General features: G+C 59.7%; 20 protein-coding genes. 14 read left to right on the top strand and 6 right to left on the bottom strand.

Going from position 1 to position 23157, the window contains the following annotated elements; genetic code table 11:
• Positions 1-6 precede the first annotated feature (6 nt).
• Together ACOYXH_RS23120 and ACOYXH_RS23125 are read right to left on the bottom strand one after the other, a co-directional pair.
• Positions 7-537, bottom strand: coding sequence for a DUF5943 domain-containing protein (locus ACOYXH_RS23120; protein WP_008083165.1), 531 nt, complete (start codon positions 535-537; stop codon positions 7-9).
• 214 nt (positions 538-751) lie between these two features.
• Positions 752-1729 carry a dipeptidase gene (locus ACOYXH_RS23125; protein WP_007962626.1) on the bottom strand — a complete coding sequence of 326 codons (978 nt, stop codon included), beginning with the start codon at positions 1727-1729 and terminating at the stop codon, positions 752-754.
• A 234-nt stretch (positions 1730-1963) separates the two neighbouring features.
• Between ACOYXH_RS23125 and ACOYXH_RS23130 the strand changes: the two genes are divergently transcribed.
• Together ACOYXH_RS23130 and ACOYXH_RS23135 are read left to right on the top strand one after the other, a co-directional pair.
• Positions 1964-2365, top strand: coding sequence for a lysozyme inhibitor LprI family protein (locus ACOYXH_RS23130; protein ID WP_077574880.1), 402 nt, complete (start codon positions 1964-1966; stop codon positions 2363-2365).
• A gap of 47 nt (positions 2366-2412) precedes the next feature.
• Complete coding sequence (locus ACOYXH_RS23135; protein WP_258708920.1) at positions 2413-2829, top strand: DUF3010 family protein; 417 nt, start codon at positions 2413-2415, stop codon at positions 2827-2829.
• A 94-nt stretch (positions 2830-2923) separates the two neighbouring features.
• On the opposite strand, the gene ACOYXH_RS23140 is transcribed toward ACOYXH_RS23135, so the two are convergent.
• Positions 2924-3868: a GlxA family transcriptional regulator gene (locus tag ACOYXH_RS23140; protein WP_258708921.1), complete on the bottom strand. Its 945-nt coding sequence runs from the start codon at positions 3866-3868 to the stop codon at positions 2924-2926.
• 207 nt (positions 3869-4075) lie between these two features.
• Between ACOYXH_RS23140 and ACOYXH_RS23145 the strand changes: the two genes are divergently transcribed.
• The 6 genes from ACOYXH_RS23145 (at position 4076) to ACOYXH_RS23170 (ending at position 9731) form a co-directional block, all read left to right on the top strand.
• Positions 4076-5020, top strand: coding sequence for a choline ABC transporter substrate-binding protein (locus tag ACOYXH_RS23145; protein ID WP_095050254.1), 945 nt, complete (start codon positions 4076-4078; stop codon positions 5018-5020).
• Positions 5021-5129: 109 nt separating this feature from the next.
• Positions 5130-6017 carry a beta-keto acid cleavage family enzyme gene (locus tag ACOYXH_RS23150; RefSeq protein WP_016983621.1) on the top strand — a complete coding sequence of 296 codons (888 nt, stop codon included), beginning with the start codon at positions 5130-5132 and terminating at the stop codon, positions 6015-6017.
• A gap of 182 nt (positions 6018-6199) precedes the next feature.
• Positions 6200-7165, top strand: coding sequence for an L-carnitine dehydrogenase (locus ACOYXH_RS23155; protein WP_220557101.1), 966 nt, complete (start codon positions 6200-6202; stop codon positions 7163-7165).
• A 242-nt stretch (positions 7166-7407) separates the two neighbouring features.
• Positions 7408-7884 (top strand): thioesterase family protein, encoded by a 477-nt coding sequence (locus ACOYXH_RS23160; RefSeq protein ID WP_220557102.1) that lies wholly within the window; start codon positions 7408-7410, stop codon positions 7882-7884.
• 23 nt (positions 7885-7907) lie between these two features.
• Positions 7908-9071, top strand: a complete 1164-nt coding sequence (locus ACOYXH_RS23165) for a gamma-butyrobetaine dioxygenase (protein WP_460409962.1) — start codon at positions 7908-7910, stop codon at positions 9069-9071.
• A 396-nt stretch (positions 9072-9467) separates the two neighbouring features.
• Positions 9468-9731, top strand: a complete 264-nt coding sequence (locus ACOYXH_RS23170) for a hypothetical protein (protein WP_095050250.1) — start codon at positions 9468-9470, stop codon at positions 9729-9731.
• 125 nt (positions 9732-9856) lie between these two features.
• On the opposite strand, the gene gbdR is transcribed toward ACOYXH_RS23170, so the two are convergent.
• Together gbdR and ACOYXH_RS23180 are read right to left on the bottom strand one after the other, a co-directional pair.
• Positions 9857-10960: a choline metabolism transcriptional regulator GbdR gene (gene gbdR / locus ACOYXH_RS23175; protein ID WP_007949927.1), complete on the bottom strand. Its 1104-nt coding sequence runs from the start codon at positions 10958-10960 to the stop codon at positions 9857-9859.
• Between the two features lie 514 nt (positions 10961-11474).
• Positions 11475-12851: an L-serine ammonia-lyase gene (locus ACOYXH_RS23180; RefSeq protein WP_034153599.1), complete on the bottom strand. Its 1377-nt coding sequence runs from the start codon at positions 12849-12851 to the stop codon at positions 11475-11477.
• Between the two features lie 436 nt (positions 12852-13287).
• Between ACOYXH_RS23180 and ACOYXH_RS23185 the strand changes: the two genes are divergently transcribed.
• The 3 genes from ACOYXH_RS23185 (at position 13288) to choV (ending at position 16319) form a co-directional block, all read left to right on the top strand.
• On the top strand, positions 13288-14232 hold the full coding sequence (locus tag ACOYXH_RS23185) for a choline ABC transporter substrate-binding protein (RefSeq protein WP_007918300.1): 945 nt from the start codon (positions 13288-13290) through the stop codon (positions 14230-14232).
• Between the two features lie 66 nt (positions 14233-14298).
• Complete coding sequence (gene choW, locus ACOYXH_RS23190) at positions 14299-15144, top strand: choline ABC transporter permease subunit (RefSeq protein WP_016983941.1); 846 nt, start codon at positions 14299-14301, stop codon at positions 15142-15144.
• On the top strand, positions 15141-16319 hold the full coding sequence (gene choV / locus ACOYXH_RS23195) for a choline ABC transporter ATP-binding protein (protein WP_016772804.1): 1179 nt from the start codon (positions 15141-15143) through the stop codon (positions 16317-16319). Before choW ends, choV begins: the two co-directional genes overlap by 4 nt.
• Positions 16320-16505: 186 nt before the next feature.
• Here the strand turns inward: choV and betT are convergent, their stop codons facing one another.
• Positions 16506-18503: a choline BCCT transporter BetT gene (gene betT / locus ACOYXH_RS23200; protein ID WP_095050249.1), complete on the bottom strand. Its 1998-nt coding sequence runs from the start codon at positions 18501-18503 to the stop codon at positions 16506-16508.
• A 429-nt stretch (positions 18504-18932) separates the two neighbouring features.
• Between betT and betI the strand changes: the two genes are divergently transcribed.
• The 3 genes from betI (at position 18933) to betA (ending at position 22969) form a co-directional block, all read left to right on the top strand.
• A complete protein-coding gene (gene betI / locus ACOYXH_RS23205) occupies positions 18933-19526 on the top strand; it encodes a transcriptional regulator BetI (RefSeq protein WP_008085771.1) in 594 nt (197 codons plus the stop codon).
• Between the two features lie 88 nt (positions 19527-19614).
• Positions 19615-21087 (top strand): betaine-aldehyde dehydrogenase, encoded by a 1473-nt coding sequence (betB, locus tag ACOYXH_RS23210; RefSeq protein WP_077574839.1) that lies wholly within the window; start codon positions 19615-19617, stop codon positions 21085-21087.
• A gap of 178 nt (positions 21088-21265) precedes the next feature.
• The gene (betA, locus tag ACOYXH_RS23215) at positions 21266-22969 is read left to right on the top strand and encodes a choline dehydrogenase (RefSeq protein WP_320413592.1); all 1704 of its coding nucleotides are present in this window, start codon (positions 21266-21268) and stop codon (positions 22967-22969) included.
• Positions 22970-23157: the final 188 nt, after the last annotated feature.

Consider the following 23157-nt stretch of genomic DNA (forward strand, 5'->3'; position numbering starts at 1 on the left):
CTCGACTTACAACGGCTTGACGGTGAACAGGCCGTCGTCGTGGCCTTCTTCGGAGCCACCGTAGACTTGCTCGGCGACGGTGCGAATCTTGCTGCCGCGAGCCTCAAGAATCTGATCCATGGCCCCGGCAAACCAACCGGTAAACATGTAATCGACTTTGCGCCCGACCTTGCCGTAGACGTAGACGAATGCCGAGTGTTCGAGCTTGACGCTGGCAGTGCCTTTGTCGAGGTCGATGTCCTGAATCTTGAACAGGCCCCAGCCGCGCTGCGACAGGCGCTTCATGTAATGCTCGAATACCGCGACGCCTTCCAGGCCGTGGCATTCAGCTTCTTTCTCGCACCAGTGCCAGGCGGACTTGTAGCCGGCCTTGTAGAGGATCTCGGCATAAGCTTCAGCGCCCAAAACCTCTTCGATGCCCATGTGGTTGTTGACGAAGAAGTGACGCGGTACGTACAGCATTGGCAGGGCGTCGGAGGTCCAGACACCGGTCTCGCTGTCGACTTCGATTGGCAATTGCGGGGCGATCTTGGCCATGGAAACTTAACTCCAGAAAAATTCGTGGTTGGTGCCGAGCAAAGCTTTTGCTCTGCTCTTATAAACAAGCCGTATGAATGACTTTGGAGCCGTAGCGAGCACGTCGAGAGCAAGGAAGGACCGGAGCGACAAGCGAGACAGTACGGGACGTACGGCGAGTTTGGCGCGAGGACCTGACGCAGCTATCGGTGAGCGGAGTAGGCTCCAGAGTTATTCATTCGCCCCAGACGTCTTTGAGGACGTTCACCCAGTTTTCGCCCATGATCTTGCGCACGACGCGCTCGGAGTGGCCGCGCTTGAGCAGGGTTTCGGTCAGGTTCGGGAACTCGCCGACGGTGCGGATGCCCAGCGGGTTGATGATCTTGCCGAAGCTGGTCAGACGGCGGGCGTAGCCCTTGTCGTGGGTCAGGTATTCGAAGAAGTCCTGACCATGGCCTTGGGTGAAGTCGGTGCCGATGCCGATGGCGTCTTCGCCGACGATGTTCATGGTGTATTCGATCGCTTCGGCGTAATCGTCAATGGTCGAATCGATGCCTTTGGCGAGGAACGGCGCGAACATGGTCACGCCGACAAAACCGCCGTGATCGGCAATGAACTTCAGTTCTGCATCGGACTTGTTGCGCGGGTGCTCTTTGAGACCCGACGGCAGGCAGTGGGAATAGCAGACCGGTTTTTTCGATTCGAGGATGACTTCTTCGGAAGTCTTGGAACCGACGTGGGACAAGTCGCACATGACGCCAACGCGGTTCATCTCGGCGACGATTTCGCGACCGAAACCCGACAGGCCGCCGTCACGCTCGTAGCAACCGGTGCCGACCAGATTCTGGGTGTTGTAGCACATCTGCACGATGCCGACGCCGAGCTGTTTGAACACCTCGACATAGCCGATCTGGTCTTCAAACGCGTGAGCATTCTGGAAGCCGAAGAGGATGCCGGTCTTGCCTTGTTCCTTGGCGCGACGGATGTCGGCAGTGGTGCGCACTGGCATCACCAGGTCGCTGTTTTCGCGGATCAGCTTCTGGCTGGCAGCGATGTTGTTCACGGTCGCCTGAAAGCCTTCCCACACCGACACAGTGCAGTTGGCCGCCGTCAGACCGCCCTTGCGCATGTCTTCGAACAGCTCGCGGTTCCATTTGGCAATGATCAGACCGTCGATAACGATGCTGTCGGCGTGTAATTCGGCTGGGCTCATCAGGCGTCCCCTTATTGGCGATTCATGCGCCGAATCGTCTGCCGGCGCTTTGGGGCCAGCATATGCCTCGGTGCCGGGGCGACCGGGTGCAAAAACGACAGGGGAATTGCCGAAAGCGTCAATCCGCGACAAAGGGTCGCCAGGCGCCCCGATCAGCTACCTGTTCAAGCCCGCGCGCTTGAGCCAGAATCTCCCGCATCTTGGAAACACCACTGGATTAGAGCGGCGACAACAATGAAATCGATCTTCCTGGCTTTGGCTTTGCTTGCGACCGGCGTACACGCCGCTGAAGAGTCCGACAACAACCCGTGCGACGCCGTCGAAAACGACGTCCAGACCCTGGAATGCTCGACCTACAGCCGCACTACTGCAGAAGACCTGCTCAAGGACAACTACGCCAGCCTCAACGAACGCATGCAGACGGCGTATGGCAAGAACCCGACGCAATTGGCGGACATTACCGCCAAGATCAAGACGGCTCAGCAGCAGTGGTTGAAGACGCGGGACGCGGATTGTGCGGTGGAGGCGTTCCCGGCTACGGCGGGGAGCAAGGCGTTCACGATTGCGCAGAATGATTGCGTGGCGCGGATGAGTGATGAACGGTCGGAGTTTTTGGAGTCTATTGGGCAGGAGTGAGTGTCTGAACTGTAAGCTGCCGTTCTATAGCTAATCTAGGTAATCACATGAAAATCTGCGGTATCGAAATCAAAGGCAGCGAAGCGATCATCGCCGTGGCCGCTCTCGACGGTTCGGCCTTGAGCCACGTTCCCCTTGCCACCAAGAAGATCGCCCTCGAAGACGATGACGAGGCGGCCAACGTGAAGATGTTTGCGGCGCAGGTGGCGTCGTTTGTGCGGGAGAATTCGGTTGACCGGATTGCGATCAAGAAGCGCAGCAAGAAGGGTGAGTTTGCCGGTGGCCCGACGACGTTCAAGATTGAGGGGATTTTGCAGTTGCTGGATGGTTGCGAGGTGACGTTGTTGTCGCCGCAGACGATCAATGCGCAGGCGAAGAAGCATAATTTCGAGCTGCCGGGGACGTTGAACAAGTATCAGCATGAGGCTTATAAAGCGGCGTGTTCGGCGTTGGTGAAGAAGTAACCAACAGCAAGATCAAAAGATCGCAGCCTTCGGCAGCTCCTACATTGGAATGCATTTCCCTGTAGGAGCTGCCGAAGGCTGCGATCTTTTGATTTCAGGCCTGCGCGGTACGGCGGTCCTCGCGGGGGCAGCGGGCGAATTTTGCGCGGTAGCTGCGGGTGAAGTACGACGGTGATTCGAAGCCGCAGGCGATGCTGACTTCAAGCACGCTCATGTCGGTCTGGCGCAGTAGCTGCCGGGCTTTTTCCAGGCGCAGACGCAGGTAGAAGTTGCTCGGTGTATCGTTCAGATGCAGCCGAAACAAACGCTCCAGTTGCCTCCGCGTCACCTTGATCGATTCCGCCAGTTGCAGCGTGGTCAGCGGCGGTTCGCTGTGCTGCTCCATCTCGCCGATCACCTGCACCAGTTTCTTGTTGCTGATGCCGTAACGCGTGGCGACTTCCATGCGCTGGTGATCTTTGCGCGGACGGATGCGCCCTAGCACAAACTGTTCGCTGACCTGAATTGCCAGTTGCGGCCCATGAGCCTGGGCGATCAGATCGAGCATTAAATCAATGGACGCCGTGCCGCCCGCTGAAGTGATGCGCCGCCGGTCAATCTCGAACAGCTCCTGGGTGACGCTGAGCGTTGGATAAGATTCCTTGAAGGCGTCAATGGCTTCCCAGTGCAGGGTCAGGCGATGGCCCTCGAGCAAACCGGCTTCAGCGAGGACAAAACTGCCAGTGTCGATGGCGCCAAGTGTGACGCCTTCGTTATCCAGCCGCCGCAACCAGTGTTCAAGGGTTGGCGTGGCGAACTTCAGCGGTTCAAACCCGGCCACCACCAACAACGTCGCGCCTTTCTTCAGCGGCTCCAGTGCCGCGTCGGCGTTGACCGACATGCCGTTGCTCGCCAGCACCGCCCCGCCGTCGGCGCTGAGCACATGCCAACGATACAGCTCGCCACGAAAGCGGTTGGCCACGCGTAGCGGTTCGATTGCGGAAATAAAGCCAATGGCGGAGAACCCCGGCATCAGCAAAAAGTAGAAGTCCTGGGACATGGGCGCACTCGATTCGCGGGTAACGAGAGGGAGGGGAGCGTGGCTCGTTGATACGCCGATTGTCGTCAGCGTTCAAGCGCACAGGTCGCTACAGTGCAAATGCCAGTCGCCGCAGTGCGCTTTTACGGGGGCATAGCTGCGTAACTTGGCATCACCGGCGCATCAGACGCCGGGAACCACAATAAACCACCTGCCGAGGAACCCGACATGAAACGACTGATCAGCAGCTGTGTTCTTGCACTCAGCGGTACCGCTTTCTTGAGCGCCAGCGTCATGGCGGCCGAACCCGCCTCGTGCCAGAACGTGCGCATGGGCGTGGTCAACTGGACCGACGTGATCGCCACCAGTGCCATGACCCAGGTCCTGCTCGACGGCCTCGGCTACAACACCAAACAAACCAGTGCGTCCCAGCAAATCATCTTCGCCGGGATCCGCGATCAGCGCCTGGACCTGTTCCTCGGTTACTGGAACCCGCTGATGACCCAGACCATCACGCCGTTTGTCGACGCCAATCAGGTCAAAGTCCTCGAAGCGCCAAGCCTGAAAGATGCCCGTGCGACCCTCGCCGTGCCGACTTATCTGGCCGACAAGGGCCTGAAAACCTTCGCCGACATTGCCAAGTTCGAAAAAGAACTGGGCGGCAAGATCTACGGCATCGAGCCAGGCTCGGGCGCCAACACGCAGATCAAAGCGATGATCGCCAAGAACCAGTTCGGCCTCGGCAAATTCCAGCTGGTCGAGTCGAGCGAGGCCGGCATGCTCGCCGCCGTCGACCGCGCCGTGCGCCGCAAAGAGGCCGTGGTCTTCTTCGGCTGGGCGCCGCACCCGATGAACGTCAACGTCAAGATGACTTATCTGACCGGCAGCGACGACGCCCTCGGCCCGAATGAAGGCATGGCCACCGTGTGGACAGTGACCGCGCCGAAATACGCCGAGCAATGCCCGAACATTGGTCGCCTGCTGACCAATCTGACGTTCACCGCCGAGGACGAGAGCCGGATGATGCAGCCGCTGCTCGACCACAAGGACGCCTTCGAGTCGGCCAAGCAATGGCTCAAGGATCACCCGGAAGACAAGCAGCGCTGGCTGGAAGGTGTGACCACGTTCGATGGCAAACCGGCGGCTGAAAACCTGCAGCTGACCAGCAAATAACCGCGACCCTCACCCTAGCCCTCTCCCGTTGGGAGAGGGAACTGAACGACGCTTCGCAGCCCGGAAAAGGGCTGCGGACAGACCCATCACGCCTGAAGGAAACCGCACCATGAACCACGACGTCATCATCACCTGCGCACTCACCGGTGCTGGCGACACGACCGCCAAGAGCCCGCACGTGCCGGTCACCCCGAAACAAATTGCTGCTGCTGCGGTGGAAGCGGCCAAGGCTGGCGCCACCGTCGTGCACTGCCATGTGCGCGATCCGCAGACCGGCAAGTTCAGCCGTGACGTGGCGCTGTACCGCGAAGTGATGGAGCGCATCCGCGAGGCCGACGTCGACATCATCGTCAACCTCACCGCCGGTATGGGCGGCGACCTGGAGATCGGCGCGGGCGAGAACCCGATGGAGTTCGGCCCGAACACCGATCTGGTCGGCCCGCTGACCCGTCTCGCACACGTTGAAGAGTTGCTGCCGGAAATCTGCACCCTCGATTGCGGCACGCTGAACTTCGGCGATGGCGACACCATTTATGTCTCCACTCCGGCGCAACTGCGTGCCGGCGCCAAGCGTATTACCGAGCTGGGCGTGAAGGCCGAGCTGGAGATTTTCGACACCGGTCACCTGTGGTTCGCCAAGCAGATGATCAAGGAAGGTCTGCTCGATAACCCGTTGTTCCAGCTGTGCCTGGGCATCCCGTGGGGCGCGCCGGCGGATACCACCACGATGAAAGCCATGGTCGACAACCTGCCCGCCGATGCGGTGTGGGCCGGGTTTGGCATTGGCCGTATGCAGATGCCAATGGCAGCGCAAGCGGTGCTGTTGGGCGGCAACGTGCGGGTCGGGCTGGAAGACAACCTGTGGCTGGACAAGGGCGTGCTGGCGACCAACGGCCAACTGGTCGAACGCGCCACCGAAATCCTCAGCCGCCTCGGCGCCCGGGTGCTCACCCCGGCCGAGGGCCGCAAGAAAATGGGCCTGACCCAGCGCGGTTAACCCTCAGCTCAAAAAATGGGGCTCTAACTGCCCCCCAAATTTCACCTGTAGGAGCTGCCGAAGGCTGCGATCTTTTGATTTTGTTTCTCAAGATCAAGATCAAGATCAAGATCAAGATCAAGATCAAAAGATCGCAGCCTTCGGCAGCTCCTACAGGGATTACCTTCCACGGGAAAATTCCTATGAGCTTTATCACCGAAATCAAAACCTTCGCCGCGCTGGGCAGCGGTGTCATCGGCAGTGGCTGGGTCGCGCGCGCCCTCGCCCATGGCCTCGATGTGGTGGCCTGGGACCCGGCACCGGGCGCCGAAGCGGCGCTGCGTAAACGCGTAGCCAATGCCTGGGGCGCACTGGAGAAAAACGGTCTGGCGCCGGGCGCGTCGCAGGATCGTCTGCGCTTTGTCGCGACCATCGAAGAATGCGTACGCGATGCCGACTTCATTCAGGAAAGCGCCCCGGAACGCCTGGAACTGAAACTCGAGCTGCACAGCAAAATCAGCGCCGCGGCCAAGCCTAATGCGTTGATCGGTTCGAGTACCTCGGGCCTGCTGCCAAGTGAGTTCTACGAGAGCTCAACGCACCCCGAACGTTGCGTGGTCGGCCACCCGTTCAACCCGGTTTATCTGCTGCCGCTGGTCGAAGTCGTGGGTGGCAAGAACACCGCGCCCGAGGCCGTTCAGGCAGCGATGAAAGTCTACGAATCCCTCGGCATGCGTCCGCTGCACGTGCGCAAAGAAGTGCCCGGCTTCATCGCCGACCGCTTGCTTGAAGCGCTGTGGCGTGAGGCGCTGCACCTGGTCAACGATGGTGTCGCGACCACTGGCGAGATCGATGATGCGATTCGCTTTGGCGCCGGCCTGCGCTGGTCGTTCATGGGTACGTTCCTGACTTATACCTTGGCCGGGGGTGATGCCGGCATGCGCCACTTCATGTCGCAATTCGGCCCGGCGTTGCAGTTGCCGTGGACGTATCTGCCAGCGCCGGAACTGACTGACAAGTTGATTGATGATGTGGTTGATGGCACCAGTGATCAGCTTGGTCGTCACAGCATTTCGGCGCTGGAGCGCTATCGTGATGATTGCTTGCTGGCGGTGCTGGAGGCGGTGAAGACCTCCAAGGAGAAGCATGGGATGGCGTTCAGCGAGTGATATGTCTGCCGTGACATTGCAGTCCCTCACCCTAGCCCTCTCCCGGAGGTAGAGGGGACTGACCGTGTTGATTGTTCGAGTTACGCCGACTTGCACCACCGAGCCGAACTCAAGTTTTGAATAGCATAAAGATCGGCTCCCTTTCCCCCTCGCCCCCTTGGGGGCGGTCCGACGTTTCGGGAGGGCTGGGGTGAGGGGGTAGCTCTTGATCCTAACGACCCGCCCACTGCCGGAACCCAATCATGCCCACTCTCACCACCTACCAAACCACAATCATCCCCGACTGGGTCGACTACAACGGCCACCTGCGCGACGCCTTCTACCTGCTGATTTTCAGCTACGCCACCGACGCCCTGATGGACCGCCTCGGCATGGACAGCAACAACCGCGAAGCCAGTGGCAACTCGCTGTTCACCCTCGAACTGCACCTCAATTATCTGCACGAAGTGAAACTCGATACCGAGGTGGAAGTACGCACGCAAATCATCGCCCACGACAGCAAACGCCTGCACCTCTATCACAGCCTGCACAAGGTCGGTGACGAGCAGGAACTGGCCGGCAACGAACAAATGCTCTTGCACGTCGACCTCGCCGGCCCGCGTTCGGCAACGTTCAGCGCGGACACCCTGAGCCGCCTGCAAAGCATCGTCGCCGAGCAGAAAGACTTGCCCGCTCCCGCTTACATCGGCCGCGTTATCGCACTGCCACCCGCCAGGTAATCCATCGATCACAAGGAGCCGCCATGAACACCGCTGCCGCTGTTGCCGATTTCCGTACTTATCCGTTGATCAGCGCGCTCGGTGGCGTGCAGACCCTGGCGGATCGCGTTGCCATCGCATGGGCTGACGGTCGCATCAGCCCGTTTCACCACGTCTGGTTGCGGGATAACTGCCCGTGCCCGCAGTGCGTCTACAACGTTACCCGCGAGCAGGTGTTCGAGATTGTCGATGCCGCTGAAGACCTCAAGCCTGCCGCCGCCCATATCGATACCGACGGCTGCCTGCGCATCGACTGGCAGGACGGTCACCTCAGCCGTTTCGATCCCGGCTGGCTGCGCGCTCATGCCTACGACGATGATTCCCGCGCCGAACGTCTGGCTGGCAAACCCAAGCCTTATCTGTGGCGCAGCGACTCGCAGCTGCCGGTGTTCGAATACGCGGCACTGATGAACGACAACGCCGCCCTGCTGCAATGGCTGCTTGCCGTACGCGACATTGGCCTGACGCAAGTGCGCGGCGTGCCCACCGAACCCGGCTCGCTGAAACTTATCGCGCAGCGCATTTCCTTTATCCGCGAAAGCAATTTCGGCGTGCTGTTCAACGTGCAATCCAAGGCCGATGCCGACAGCAATGCCTACACCGCTTTCAACCTGCCGTTGCACACCGATCTGCCCACCCGCGAGCTGCAACCGGGGCTGCAATTTCTGCATTGTCTGGTGAATGACGCCGAGGGTGGCGAGAGCATTTTTGTCGATGGTTTTGCGATTGCCGATGCGTTGCGCAGCGAAGACCCGGAGGCGTTTCAGGCGCTGTGTGAAATCCCCGTGGAGTTTCGCAACAAGGATCGCCATAGCGACTATCGCTGCCTGGCGCCGATCATTGCTTTGGACGCCTTGGGACGTGTGGCGGAAATTCGCATGGCGAACTTTTTGCGCGGCGCATTTGATACGTCGGTGGAGCAGATGCCGGTGTTGTATCGGGCGTATCGACGCTTTATCGCGATGACCCGCGAGCCACGGTTTCGGCTGATGCAACGGCTCAATCCGGGGGAACTGTGGTGCTTTGATAACCGGCGTACGTTACATGCGCGCAATGCCTTCGACCCAACCACCGGGGCGCGGCATTTTCAGGGCTGCTATATCGACCGGGATGAGTTGTTGTCGCGGATCCTCGTGTTGCAAAGATAGACCGCGTCATCGTTCATCGCGGGCAAGCCCGCTCCCACAGGGTTCGGCGGCGTTTCACAAATATGCGACCAGACTCAAAACTTGTGGGAGCTGGCTTGCCAGCGATGACGTCGGCAGGAACAACAAATTTCTAACTGATTCACAGACAAAAAAAGCCCCGATACCAGCCGTGACTGGATCGGGGCTCAAGCTACTGTTGAGGAGCTGCCAAGCGAGGGTGACCAAACCTTCGTGTTGCAAGCTGAGTTCAGTGTGCCCACTCCCTTGAGCGGCGAGTTAGCCGAAAACGACCTGTTCATAGCCGTCGCAGCCACTGCGACAAAACGCCCTTGCCGTGCCCCGACGTGGCTACCAGAATCGAGCCACGACCTCCGTTACCGAAGAAGGATGCGCGTCATGATGTATGCCGATTTGATCGATCAGGAAGATTTGTTGGGCCAGCTCAAGGCGTTGGGTATTCAAGTGCCCAGTGGCACTACTGCCGATAAGGCTTGCGAGTGCGCGGTGCGCGGTCTGGATAATGTTCGCGCGTTTGAACTGCGCAAAATGGTCAAGGACATGTACACCAGCGGCGCCAGTATCCAGCCGGCGGTGCGCCAGGCGATCGACAAACAATTACTGCCGGCATTGGCGGACTATCAGCAAAGCCATAGCGCCTGACGTTGCTCACCTGATCGTTCCCACGCTCTGCGTGGGAATGCCTCAACGGACGCTCCGCGTTCGGCCTTTTGGGACGCAGAGCGTCCCGGGCTGCGTTCCCACGCAGAGCGTGGGAACGACCCTCATCAGAGCCTTACGCTGGCAAACGTCGACTCATTCCGAGCCTGACTCAACGCCGACATCGGCCCCGACAGCGGCGACATCACGATGGCCTGCGGCAGTGGCAACATCGCCACTTGTTGAGTGGTGTTGGAACCCACACGCTCGTCACGCGGCGGAATGCCGAAGTATTCGCGATAGCACTTGGAGAAGTGCGGCGTCGAGACGAAACCACACACGGACGCCACTTCGATGATCGACATCGGCGTTTGCTTGAGCAACTGCCGGGCGCGGATCAGGCGCAGCTTCAAGTAGTAACGCGACGGCGAGCAGTGCAGGTATTTCTGGAACAGGCGCTCCAACTGTCGACGCGACACGGCGACGTACACCGCCAGTTCATCGAGGTCGATCGGCTCTTCGAGGTTGGCTTCCATCAGCGCGACGATTTCCTGCAGCTTCGGCTGGTTGGTGCCGAGCATGTGCTTGAGCGGCACACGCTGGTGATCCTGTTCGTTGCGGATACGTTCGTAGACGAACATCTCCGAGATCGCGGCGGACAGTTCACGGCCGTGATCGCGGCTGATCAGGTGCAGCATCATGTCCAGCGGCGCGGTACCGCCGGAGCTGGTGAAACGGTTACGGTCGAGGGTGAACAAACGGGTGCTCATGGCCACGCGCGGGAAGGCTTCCTGCATCGCCGCCAGACATTCCCAGTGCACGCTGCAATCGAAACCATCGAGCAACCCGGCGCAGGCCAAAGCCCAACTGCCGGTGCACACGGCGCCGAGGCGCTTGGACTGACGCGCCTGGCTTTGCAGCCAGGAAACGTGTTCACGGGTAACGGTGCGTTGAATGCCGATGCCGCCGCAGACAATCACAGTGTCCAGTGGCGGGGCTTTGTGCATGGAAGCGTCGGGAGTGATTTGCAGACCGTCACTGGCCCACACCTGGCCGCCATCGACGGTGAGGGTACTCCAGCGATACAGCTCGCGACCGGACAATTGGTTGGCCATGCGCAGGGGTTCTACTGCGGACGCCAGAGAAATCAGCGTGAAATTGTCCAGCAGCAGAAAGCCGATGGATTGAGGCGCACGGTTCTGGGGTTGGGCCCCGGAGTTGAACGACGTCATCGCGGTATCTCCTCACACAAAGCGGGTGATGGCCTCAGGCGGAGGCTCTTGTTATTGCCAGCGTTCTCGCGTGGGAGACGGGCTTTGTTATGACAGAGCAAATGCCATGCCTAAAATTGAATGGCTGTTCAATAACTCCTGAAAACGACGTCGCGACGTGTCTATACGAGCCGTCCGACGAAAGGTGTTTCGAAGTGCCATCAGCGTTGCTGAACGCCCTGCCCCCAGGGGTGTGAGCAAATCGGTAGCACTTGTGGGAACTGGCCTGCGCGCGATTGTCGGACAGTGTCACCGCAAGCACGGGTGACGGACGGTAGGAGAGCTGAGCGCGTGTAACAGGTGGGAAAGACTCTTATCTGATTGCGACGCGCTAAAAGGTGGCGTGATTTATTGTCTGTGTTCACTTGGTGAGCAGTTTTGACTGGTCTGGCGCTATCGCGAGCAGGCTCACTCCTACAGGGGAACGCGTTCCAAATGCAGGAGTGAGCCTGCTCGCGATTGAGGCGACTCGGTCTCAGCACTCCACAGCGCTGACCGCCAACCCACCACGCGATGTCTCTTTATATTTGTCATGCATATCAGCGCCGGTATCACGCATGGTGCGGATCACCCGGTCCAGCGAGATAAAGTGCTGACCATCGCCACGCAACGCCATCTGCGCCGCATTGATTGCTTTAACCGCCGCAATCGCATTGCGCTCGATGCACGGCACTTGCACCAGGCCACCGACCGGATCGCAGGTCAACCCGAGGTTATGTTCCAGGCCAATTTCGGCCGCGTTGCACAACTGCTCCGGCGTGGCACCAAGAATCTCCGCCAGCCCCGCCGCCGCCATCGCACACGCCGAACCGACTTCGCCCTGGCAACCCACTTCGGCGCCCGAGATCGAAGCATTCTTTTTGCACAGAATCCCCACCGCCGCTGCACCGAGGAAGTAATCGACCACGTTGGCGTCAGTCACCGCTTCACTGAACTTCATAAAGTAGTGCAATACCGCCGGAATGATCCCTGCGGCGCCATTGGTCGGCGCCGTGACCATGCGCCCGCCCGCCGCGTTTTCTTCATTAACCGCCAGAGCGAACAGGTTGACCCACTCCATCGCGCTCAACGTTGAACCGATCACATTGGGCTTGCCCAGTTCCTGCAGGCTGCGATGCAGCTTTGCCGCGCGCCGACGCACATTCAGTCCGCCGGGCAAGATGCCTTCGTGTTTCAGGCCCTGCTCGACGCAATCCTGCATCGCCCGCCACAACTTCATCAGCCCGGCGCGGATCTCTTCTTCACTGCGCCAGACCTTTTCGTTGGCCATCATCAATTCGGCGACGCGCAGGTTGTTTTTCTTGCACAACTCCAACAGTTCAACCGCACTGGAAAAGTCGTAGGGCAACTCAGTGCGATCCAGATCGACCACGCCGCTGGACGCCTGCGCTTGATCCACGACAAAACCGCCGCCCACCGAATAGTAGGTGTCGCGATGCAGTTCGCCGTGATCACCCTCGGCAACGATAGTCATGGCATTGGGGTGGAATGGCAGGTTCTCGTCGATCAGGCGCATGTCCCGTGCCCAGACAAACGGCACCGACAAACGACCATCCAATAACAGTGTGTGAGTTTCACGCAGGGCCTGTATGCGCGGGCCGATCTGCGACGGGTCGATTGCGTCCGGCCACTCGCCCATCAAACCCATGATCACCGCGTTGTCGCTGCCGTGACCAATGCCCGTGGCCGACAGCGATCCGAACAATTGCACTTCTATACGGCGCACCTGTTCCAACTGGTGCTTGTCCCGTAGCGACTCGACGAACAACGCCGCGGCGCGCATGGGCCCGACGGTGTGGGAACTGGAAGGGCCGATGCCGATTTTGAACAGGTCGAAAACGCTGATAGCCATTGCTGCAGAGCTCCTGAGGATGCCGGTCCGGGGCGTGAAGCGCCCGCTGGCGGAGCTGCTACGCTCAAGCTGCGATCCGCCGGAATGCCCGCATCATCAGGCTTTTGTCGGAGCGCACGGCGTCTGACACCGACGCACTCATGTCCACCAGCGCCGCGCCGTTTTCGCCCCGGTTTTTCGCCGTTTTTGTGCGGTTCAGATGGCCATTCGGGGCTGAAAAAAGCTGTAAACGACGTCACTGACACTGGATGCGACCATCCCTGTACTGGATACGACCCCCCCTGTAGGCGTCAGATTTTCACTGGTACATGATCGTTATGACTCGATTGCAAGGCGCCGTGGTAGAGCTGTCTCCAGAACGCCATCCAACCGCAACCTATAAGTGCGGTGGTCCACAGTCGGAACACTGCCAAAAAAAACACCAAGGAGTCCATCCATGAAAGGTTCCCCGTCGTTGTTGTTGGCCGCCATGCTGAGTCTGCCGTTACTGGCGCAAGCTGCAGAACCGGCACAGTGCAGTACCGTTAACTTCTCCGATGTCGGCTGGACCGACATCACCGCTACCACCGCTACCACCTCTGTTGTGCTCAACGCCCTCGGCTACAAGACCAAGACCACCATGATCTCCGTGCCCGTGACCTACAAGTCGCTGGCCGACGGCAAGAACATGGACGTGTTCCTCGGCAACTGGATGCCGACCATGGAAAACGACATCAAGGCTTACCGCGACGCAGGCACCGTGGAAACCGTGCGCACCAACCTCAAGGGCGCCAAGTACACCCTCGCCGTGCCGCAAGCCCTGTATGACAAAGGTCTGCATGACTTCGCCGACATCGCCAAATTCAAGAAAGAACTCGACGGCAAGATCTACGGCATCGAGCCTGGCAACGACGGCAACCGTCTGATCCAGAGCATGATCGACAAGGACGCCTTCGGCCTGAAAACCGCTGGTTTCAAAGTCGTCGAATCGTCGGAAGCGGGCATGCTCTCGCAGGTGGATCGCGCGCAAAAACGCGACACCGCCGTCGTATTCCTCGGCTGGGCGCCGCACCCGATGAACAAGCGCTTCAAGATTCAATACCTGACCGGTGGCGATGATTTCTTCGGCCCCGATTTCGGTGCTGCGACCGTGGCGACCAATACCCGCAAGGGTTATGCCGAGGAATGCAGCAACGTCGGTCAGTTGCTGAAGAACCTGGAGTTCACCGTCGACATGGAAAGCGAACTGATGGGCAACATCCTCGACGACAAGATGAAGCCTGACGCGGCCGCCAAGGCCTGGCTGAAAAAGAATCCACAAGTGCTCGATACCTGGCTCGCTGGCGTAACCACCATTGACGGTAAACCTGGCCTGGAGGCCGTTAAAGCCAAGCTTCAGTAATCGCTTATGCCGGGTGGGCTCGCCCACCCGGGCTGTTTATTTCCTTGCATGCGGACGTTCACTACCATGCTGATTGATCAGAAAATACCTTTAGGCCAGTACATCGCGGGCTTCGTTGAATGGTTGACGCAACACGGCGCCAACACCTTCGACGCAATCGCCGTGACACTGGAAACGATGATCCACGGCGTGACGTTCGCGCTGACCTGGTTCAACCCACTGGTCTTGATTGGCCTGATCGCCCTGCTCGCGCACCTGATCCAGCGCAAATGGGGATTGACCGCTTTCGTGATCGCCTCCTTCCTGCTGATCCTCAATCTGGGGTACTGGCAGGAAACCATGGAAACCCTCGCCCAGGTCATGTTCGCGACCCTGGTCTGCGTGGTCATCGGCGTGCCGCTGGGCATCGTCGCCGCACACAAACCGATGTTCTACACTGTCATGCGTCCGGTACTCGATCTGATGCAGACCGTACCGACCTTCGTTTACCTCATTCCTACCCTGACCCTCTTCGGGCTGGGTGTGGTCCCGGGCCTGATCTCCACGGTGGTGTTCGCCATCGCTGCGCCGATCCGCCTGACCTATCTGGGCATCCGCGATGTCCCGCAAGAACTGATGGACGCCGGCAAGGCCTTCGGCTGCTCGCGTCGCCAACTGCTCTCACGGATTGAACTGCCTCACGCCATGCCGAGCATCGCGGCCGGCATCACCCAGTGCATCATGCTGTCGTTGTCGATGGTGGTGATCGCGGCACTGGTAGGCGCCGACGGACTCGGCAAACCGGTGGTCAACGCACTGAACACTGCTGATATCGCCCTGGGCTTCGAAGCGGGCCTGGCGATCGTACTGCTGGCGATCATGCTCGACCGTATCTGCAAACAACCCGACGCCAAAGTAGGGGGTGACGCATGAGCATAATTCGCTTCGAAGACGTCGACGTAATCTTTTCCAAAGATCCACGCGAGGCACTCAAGCTGCTGGATCAGGGCATGACCCGCAACGAAATCCTGAAAAAGACCGGACAGATTGTCGGCGTGGAAAAAGCCACGCTGGACATCAACAAAGGCGAGATCTGCGTGCTGATGGGCTTGTCCGGCTCGGGCAAGTCGAGCCTGCTGCGCTGCATCAACGGCCTCAACACCGTGAGCCGCGGCAAGCTGTTCGTCGAGCATGAAAACCGTCAGATCGACATCGCCTCCTGCACCCCCGCCGAGCTGAAAATGATGCGCACCAAACGCATCGCCATGGTGTTCCAGAAGTTCGCCCTGATGCCGTGGCTGACGGTGCGCGAGAACATCAGTTTCGGTCTGGAAATGCAGGGTCGACCGGAGAAGGAACGCAAGAAACTCGTCGATGAAAAACTCGAACTGGTCGGCCTGACCCAATGGCGCAACAAGAAGCCTGATGAACTCTCCGGCGGCATGCAGCAGCGTGTCGGTCTGGCACGAGCGCTGGCGATGGACGCCGACATTCTATTGATGGACGAACCGTTCTCGGCCCTCGACCCGCTGATCCGTCAGGGTCTGCAGGATGAACTGCTGGAACTGCAACGCAAGCTGAGCAAGACCATCGTGTTCGTGAGCCACGACCTCGACGAGGCGCTCAAATTGGGTAGCCGCATCGCGATCATGAAAGACGGCCGGATCATCCAGTACAGCGTGCCGGAAGAGATCGTGCTGAACCCGGCGGACGACTATGTGCGCACCTTCGTCGCACACACCAATCCGCTCAACGTGCTCTGCGGCCGCAGCCTGATGCGCACGCTGGACAAGTGCAAACGCATCAACGGTTCGGTGTGTCTCGATCCGGGCGGCGATTCGTGGCTGGACCTGGCCGAAGGCAACACCATCAAGGGTGCGCGGCAGAATGGTTCGGTGCTGAACCTGCAGAACTGGGCACCGGGGCAAGCGGTGGAAGGACTGGAGCGCAAGCCGACGCTGGTGGATTCGAACATCGGCATGCGCGATGCGTTGCAGATTCGTTATCAGACCGGCAACAAGCTGGTGTTGCACGATAACAATCATGTGGTGGGGATCCTGGGCGACAGCGAGTTGTATCACGCGTTGCTGGGCAAGAACCTCGGTTAAGGGGGATAAAAAAAGGGATCGCGGTGAGCGATCCCTGATCGTTCCCACGCTCCGCGTGGTAATGCAGCCCGGGACGCTCCGCGTCCCACAACAGCGGACGCGGAGCGTCCATTGAGACATTCCTTTGCTGAGCGGGGGAACGATCATGCAAAAGGGGCTCAATCGAGCCCCTTTTGTTTTAGCGGTTTAGCTGTACACCCGGCCAAGGAGCTGCCGATGGCTTTCAAACTGATCGAGCACATCGCGTGTGATCTGATCCTGCGTGAAGCCCATCAGGTCGTAATCCTGGCTGCCGTTGTGCAGATACACTTCAGCGCGGTAGTAACGCTGACGCGCTTCATCGGACTGCGCCGATTCGGTCGGGGTCGCCAGATAGCCATCCAGGCTCACTTCGTAAACGAAAGGGTTGCCCTCTTCCATCTCGACGCGCACGCCCATGCAGCGCTTGGATTTACCCAGCAGCGTCTGCACTTCCAGACCCTGCGCACGCATCTGCGCGGTGGCATCTTCCAGCGCCGGGCTGACCTGCTTATCCATGAAACGCTGCACCACCGATTGGCTCGGTTGCAGGTCCAGTTGCGTCAGACGCTCGCTGAAACCACGACGACCGCGCTCCGCCAGCTGCGCCTGCTCCTGTTCGATCTGCACGTCCTGACGCATGGCCTTGTGCAGGCCGAACATGAAGAACACCAGCACCACCGAGAACGGCAGACCCGCCAGCACCACCATGGTTTGCATGGCTTCGAAGTTACCGGCAAACAGCAGACCAATGGTCACCAGGGTGATCACCACCGACCAGAAGATCCGCAGCCAGTGCGGCGCATCTTCATCGACGTTGCCGCCCTTGCAGGACAGATTCGCCATCATCACCGCGCCGGAGTCAGCTGGGGTCAGGAACAGTACGAAGCCAACAAAAATCGACACACCGATAACGACTTTCGACGCCGGGTAGTGTTCAAGCAACTGATAAATCGCCATCGACGGCTGTTCCAGTGCCGTCTTGCCAAGCTCCACAGCCCCCTGGTTCATCACCAGATCCAGCGCCGAGTTACCGAAGATCGACAGCCAGGCCAAGGTGAAGCCCAGCGGAATCAGCAGCACGCCGGCGACCAGTTCACGCACGGTACGACCACGGGAAATACGCGCGATGAACATGCCTACGAATGGCGCCCAGGAAATCCACCAGGCCCAGTAGAACAGGGTCCACAGGCCCATCCAGCGCTCGGACTTGGCGTTGTCGCCTTCGTACACATAAAGGTCGAAGGTTTTCAGTACGATGCCATTGAGGTAGTCGCCGATGTTCTGCACGAAGCCGTTGAGCAGGTGCAAAGTCGGGCCAAACAACAGCACGAAAATCAGCAGACCGCTGAACAGTACGATGTTCAGGTTGGACAGACGACGGATGCCGTTTTCCACGCCGGACACGGCAGCGATGGTCGCCACGGTGCTCATCACGATGATCACGATCAACAGGTTAGTGTTGCTGTGCTCCATGCCGAACAGGTTTTCCAGGCCCGACGACACTTGCAGCGAACCAATCCCCAGGTTGGTCACCAGACCCAGCAGGGTCACGAACATGCCGAAGCCGTCCACCGCGTGACCGGCCGCGCCCTTGACCCAACGCTCGCCCACCAGCGGATACAGCGCCGAACGCAGGGCCAGCGGCTGGTTATGCCGGTAAGCAAAGTACGCCACGGCCAGACCGACCAGTGCGTAGATCGCCCAGCCGTGCAGGCCCCAGTGCAGGAAGGTCAGTTGCACCGCCTGACGCGCGGCCATGTTGGTGGCCGATGCGCCTTCTGGCGGATTGAAGTAGTGATCCAGTGGCTCGGACGCGCCGAAGTACAGCAGCGAAATACCGATACCCGACGAGAACAGCATCCCCGCCCAGGCTCCGTAACTGAAATCCGGGGTGTCGTCCTTGCTGCCCAGTTTGAGTTTGCCGTACGAGGAAAATGCCAGGCCCACCACAAACACCAGGTAGGCGGCGATGACCACCATGTAGTACCAGCCGAAGCTGCGCGACAACCAGGCCTGAGCGATACCCAACAGTCTGCCGGCCTCTTGCGGGGCGATAATCAGAATGGCGGTCAACAACAGAATCAGCGCGGTAGAGGTGTAGAACACCCAACCGTTGACCGTCACCTTCTCGGGCGGGGTCTTTATAAGCGAGGCAGAACTCATGGCACAAATGCTCCAGGCAGTGCGAGAGAAGAACACAAGGCAACACGGAACCCGACCAATCGGTTAGTTGGCAGCCGACCGGCGGGTGATATAAAGACACCCCGAAAAATGCCCGAACCTGCCGAAATGGCGCTGCGAATCGCTTTCGTGGCCGAAGGTGGACGGACGTTCATCCGAAACCTGGCCGTGAGCGTCTTGCCCTTTCAACACGTCCATCGAATCGCGAACCGCGCCATGCCCCACGCAGGTTTCGAGCTTTTTCGGATGTCGGTTTTATCGCCACTTACACGTAGGAAAAATCTGTAGGCAGCGACGATTTGTCGCAGATCTTATTCTTTGTTGATTGAACGTTCAATCAAAACAAAATAGACTGGCCGCTAATCCGATAGGCGTGATTCGCCGCTCGGAAGGCCTAAGGAGATGTGCAAGATGCCCAAGGTCGGTATGCAACCCATCCGCCGCCAACAACTGATCGAAGCCACTTTGCAGGCGGTCGATCAGGTCGGAATGGGGGACGCCAGCATTGCGCTGATCGCCCGTTTGGCCGGTGTCTCGAATGGCATCATCAGTCATTACTTTCAGGACAAGAACGGCCTGATTGCCGCCACGATGCGGTATCTGATGACCGCCCTCAGCGAGAGCGTCACCGCGCGCCGGCAGGCGCTGGCAGATGACAGCCCACGGGCGCATCTGCAGGTGATCATCGAAGGCAACTTCGACGCCAGCCAGGTCAATGGCCCGGCAATGAAAACCTGGCTGGCCTTTTGGGCCACCAGCATGCACCAGCCGTCTTTGCACAGGTTGCAGCGGATCAACGATCACCGTCTGTATTCCAACCTGTGCTGCCAGTTCCGCCGTGTGCTGCCGCTCGAAGATGCGCGCAGCGCAGCGCGGGGGCTGGCAGCGTTGATTGACGGCTTGTGGTTGCGCGGCGCGCTGTCGGGAGACGCTTTCGATACCGCGCAGGCGCAACAGATCGCTTACGAATACATGGATTTCCAATTGGCCAAGAAGGTGAGCTAGAGCACACAGAAAACGCTCGGCCCCTGAACGCCACCGCAGCCTCACCGCGGTGGTCAACGCCAACCACCAATGCACTTGCGAGGACACTATGGCCCGTTTCGAACTGCAAAAACTTTACATCGATGGCGCGTACTCCGACGCCGGCAGCGATGCCACCTTCGAAGCCATCAACCCGGCTAACGGTGAAGTCCTCGCACTGGTGCAACGTGCGACCAAGGAAGACGTCGAGCGCGCCGTGGTCAGCGCTGAAAAGGGCCAGAAAATCTGGGCTGCGATGACCGCCATGGAGCGTTCGCGCATTCTGCGTCGTGCCGTCGACATCCTGCGCGAGCGCAACGATGAACTGGCCGCGCTGGAAACCCTGGACACCGGCAAATCCTTCTCCGAAACCAAGTACGTCGACATCGTTACCGGCGCTGATGTGCTGGAATACTATGCAGGCCTGGTGCCAGCGATCGAAGGCGAGCAGATCCCGCTGCGCGACACTTCTTTCGTCTACACCCGTCGCGAGCCGCTGGGCGTTGTCGCCGGTATCGGCGCGTGGAACTACCCGATCCAGATCGCCCTGTGGAAATCCGCTCCAGCGCTGGCCGCTGGTAACGCGATGATCTTCAAGCCAAGCGAAGTGACCTCGCTGACCACCCTGAAACTGGCCGAGATCTACACCGAAGCCGGCGTTCCAAACGGTGTGTTCAACGTCCTGACCGGCAGCGGCCGTGAAGTCGGCACCTGGCTGACCGAGCACCCGCGCATCGAAAAAATCTCCTTCACCGGCGGCACCGACACCGGCAAGAAGGTTATGGCCAGCGCTTCGGCTTCGTCGCTGAAAGACGTAACCATGGAACTGGGCGGCAAATCCCCGCTGATCATCTGCGACGACGCCGATCTCGATCGCGCTGCCGACACCGCGATGATGGCCAACTTCTACAGCTCCGGTCAGGTCTGCACCAACGGCACTCGCGTGTTCGTTCCGGCGCACCTGAAAGCCGCTTTCGAAGCCAAGATCGTTGAGCGCGTTGCACGCATCCGCGTCGGCAACCCGGAAGACGAAAACACCAACTTCGGCCCACTGGTCAGCTTCGCGCACATGGAAAGCGTGCTGGGCTACATCGCCAAAGGTAAAGAACAAGGCGCCCGCGTGCTGTGCGGCGGCGACCGTCTGACCGACGGCGAATTCGCCAAAGGCGCGTTCGTGGCACCTACCGTGTTCACCGATTGCACCGACGACATGACCATCGTTCGTGAAGAAATCTTTGGCCCAGTGATGGCGATCCTCTCCTACGAGACCGAAGAAGAAGTGATCCGCCGCGCCAACGACACCGACTTCGGTTTGGCCGCCGGTATCGTCACCAAAGACCTGAACCGCGCACACCGCGTGATTCATCAACTGGAAGCCGGTATCTGCTGGATCAACGCCTGGGGCGAGTCCGACGCAAAAATGCCGGTCGGCGGTTACAAGCAGTCGGGTGTTGGTCGTGAAAACGGCATCAGCTCGCTGAACAACTTCACCCGCATCAAATCGGTACAGGTCGAGCTGGGCGATTACGTTTCGGTGTTCTAACCCGAGATTTGCATTGCCCGCGAAGGCCTCTTCGCTGGCAAGCCAGCTCCCACAGGTTTGGGGTCGTCCATCAAATCTGTGGCAGCCCCCAATCTTTGTGGGAGCTGACTTGCCAGCGATTCGAGTGCGCAGCACTCGCCGAGGTCAGACCTGACCACATCTAAAGAGGGTGCATTCAATGTCCCAAGAATTCGATTACATCATCATCGGTGCCGGCTCGGCCGGTAACACCCTGGCGACCCGTCTGACTGAAGACGAAGGCGTCACCGTTCTGCTGCTCGAAGCCGGCGGCCCTGACTACCGTCTCGACTTCCGCACGCAAATGCCCGCTGCCCTGGCATTCCCGCTGCAAGGTCGTCGCTACAACTGGGCCTACGAAACCGATCCAGAGCCACACATGGACGGTCGCCGCATGGAATGCGGTCGCGGCAAAGGCCTCGGCGGTTCTTCGCTGATCAACGGCATGTGCTACATCCGTGGTAACGCTATGGACTACGACGGCTGGGCGAAACTGCCAGGCCTGGAAAACTGGTCGTACCTCGACTGCCTGCCGTACTTCCGCAAAGCGGAAACCCGCGACATCGGCCCGAACGACTACCACGGTGGCGAAGGTCCGGTCAGCGTGACCACGCCGAAGGCGGGCAATAACCCGCTGTTCCACGCCATGGTTGAAGCAGGCGTGCAGGCCGGTTACCCGCGCACCGAAGACCTCAACGGTTACCAGCAGGAAGGCTTCGGCCCGATGGACCGCACCGTGACGCCGAACGGCCGTCGTGCATCCACCGCCCGTGGTTATCTCGACACCGCTAAAAAGCGCTCGACCCTGACCATCGTCACCCACGCCCTGACCGACAAGATTCTGTTTGAAGGCAAGCGTGCCGTCGGTGTGCGTTACCTGGTCGGCGATGCGGAAGAACGCGTTGAAGCCAAAGCGCGCAAAGAAGTCCTGCTGTGCTCCGGCGCCATCGCTTCGCCGCAGATTCTGCAGCGTTCCGGTGTCGGTCCTGCCGAACTGCTGAAATCCCTCGACATCCCGGTCGTTCACGACCTGCCGGGCGTCGGTGAAAACCTGCAGGATCACCTTGAGCTGTACCTGCAATACGCGTGCACTCAGCCGGTTTCGCTGTACCCGTCGCTGCTCTGGTACAACCAGCCAGCCATCGGTGCCGAGTGGCTGTTCAACGGCACCGGCATCGGCGCCAGCAACCAGTTCGAAGCCGGCGGTTTCATCCGTTCGCGTCCGGAATTCGAATGGCCGAACATCCAGTACCACTTCCTGCCGGTAGCGATTAACTACAACGGCAGCAACGGTGTGAAAGAGCACGGTTTCCAGGCGCACATGGGTTCCATGCGCTCGCCAAGCCGTGGTCGCATCCAGGCCAAGTCGAAAGACCCGCGCCAGCACCCGAGCATCCTGTTCAACTACATGGCTACCGAACAGGACTGGCAGGAATTCCGTGACGGCATCCGCCTGACCCGCGAAATCATGCAGCAGCCGGCACTCGACGCTTTCCGTGGCCGTGAAATCAGCCCGGGCATTGAAGTGCAAACCGATGAGCAGCTGGACAAGTTCATCCGCGAGCACGCCGAAACCGCGTTCCACCCGTCCTGCTCGTGCAAGATGGGCACCGACGAGATGGCTGTAGTGGATGGCGAAGGTCGCGTGCACGGCATGCAGAGCCTGCGTGTGGTCGATGCCTCGATCATGCCGATCATCACCACTGGCAACCTCAACGCGCCAACGATCATGATCGCCGAGAAAATCGCCGACAAGATCCGTGGCCGCCAGCCGCTGCCGCGCAGCACCGCGCCGTACTACGTCGCGGGTGATGCGCCGGTGAAGGGCAAACCGATGCGTGATATCACCCCGGCTGCGCAGTAGCCTGAAGTGATCGTTCCCACGCTCTGCGTGGGAATGCATCCCGTGACGCTCTGCGTCACACAGCGGACGCAGAGCGTCCATGGCGGCGTTCCCACGCAGAGCGTGGGAACGATCTCCTGCCTCGCACAGTAAATCCCCCTACACCCCCTCTTCACTTGATCCTACCCCCACGCAGGCCTACTCTAGAC

Source organism: Pseudomonas sp. Mb7 (genome assembly GCF_054790525.1).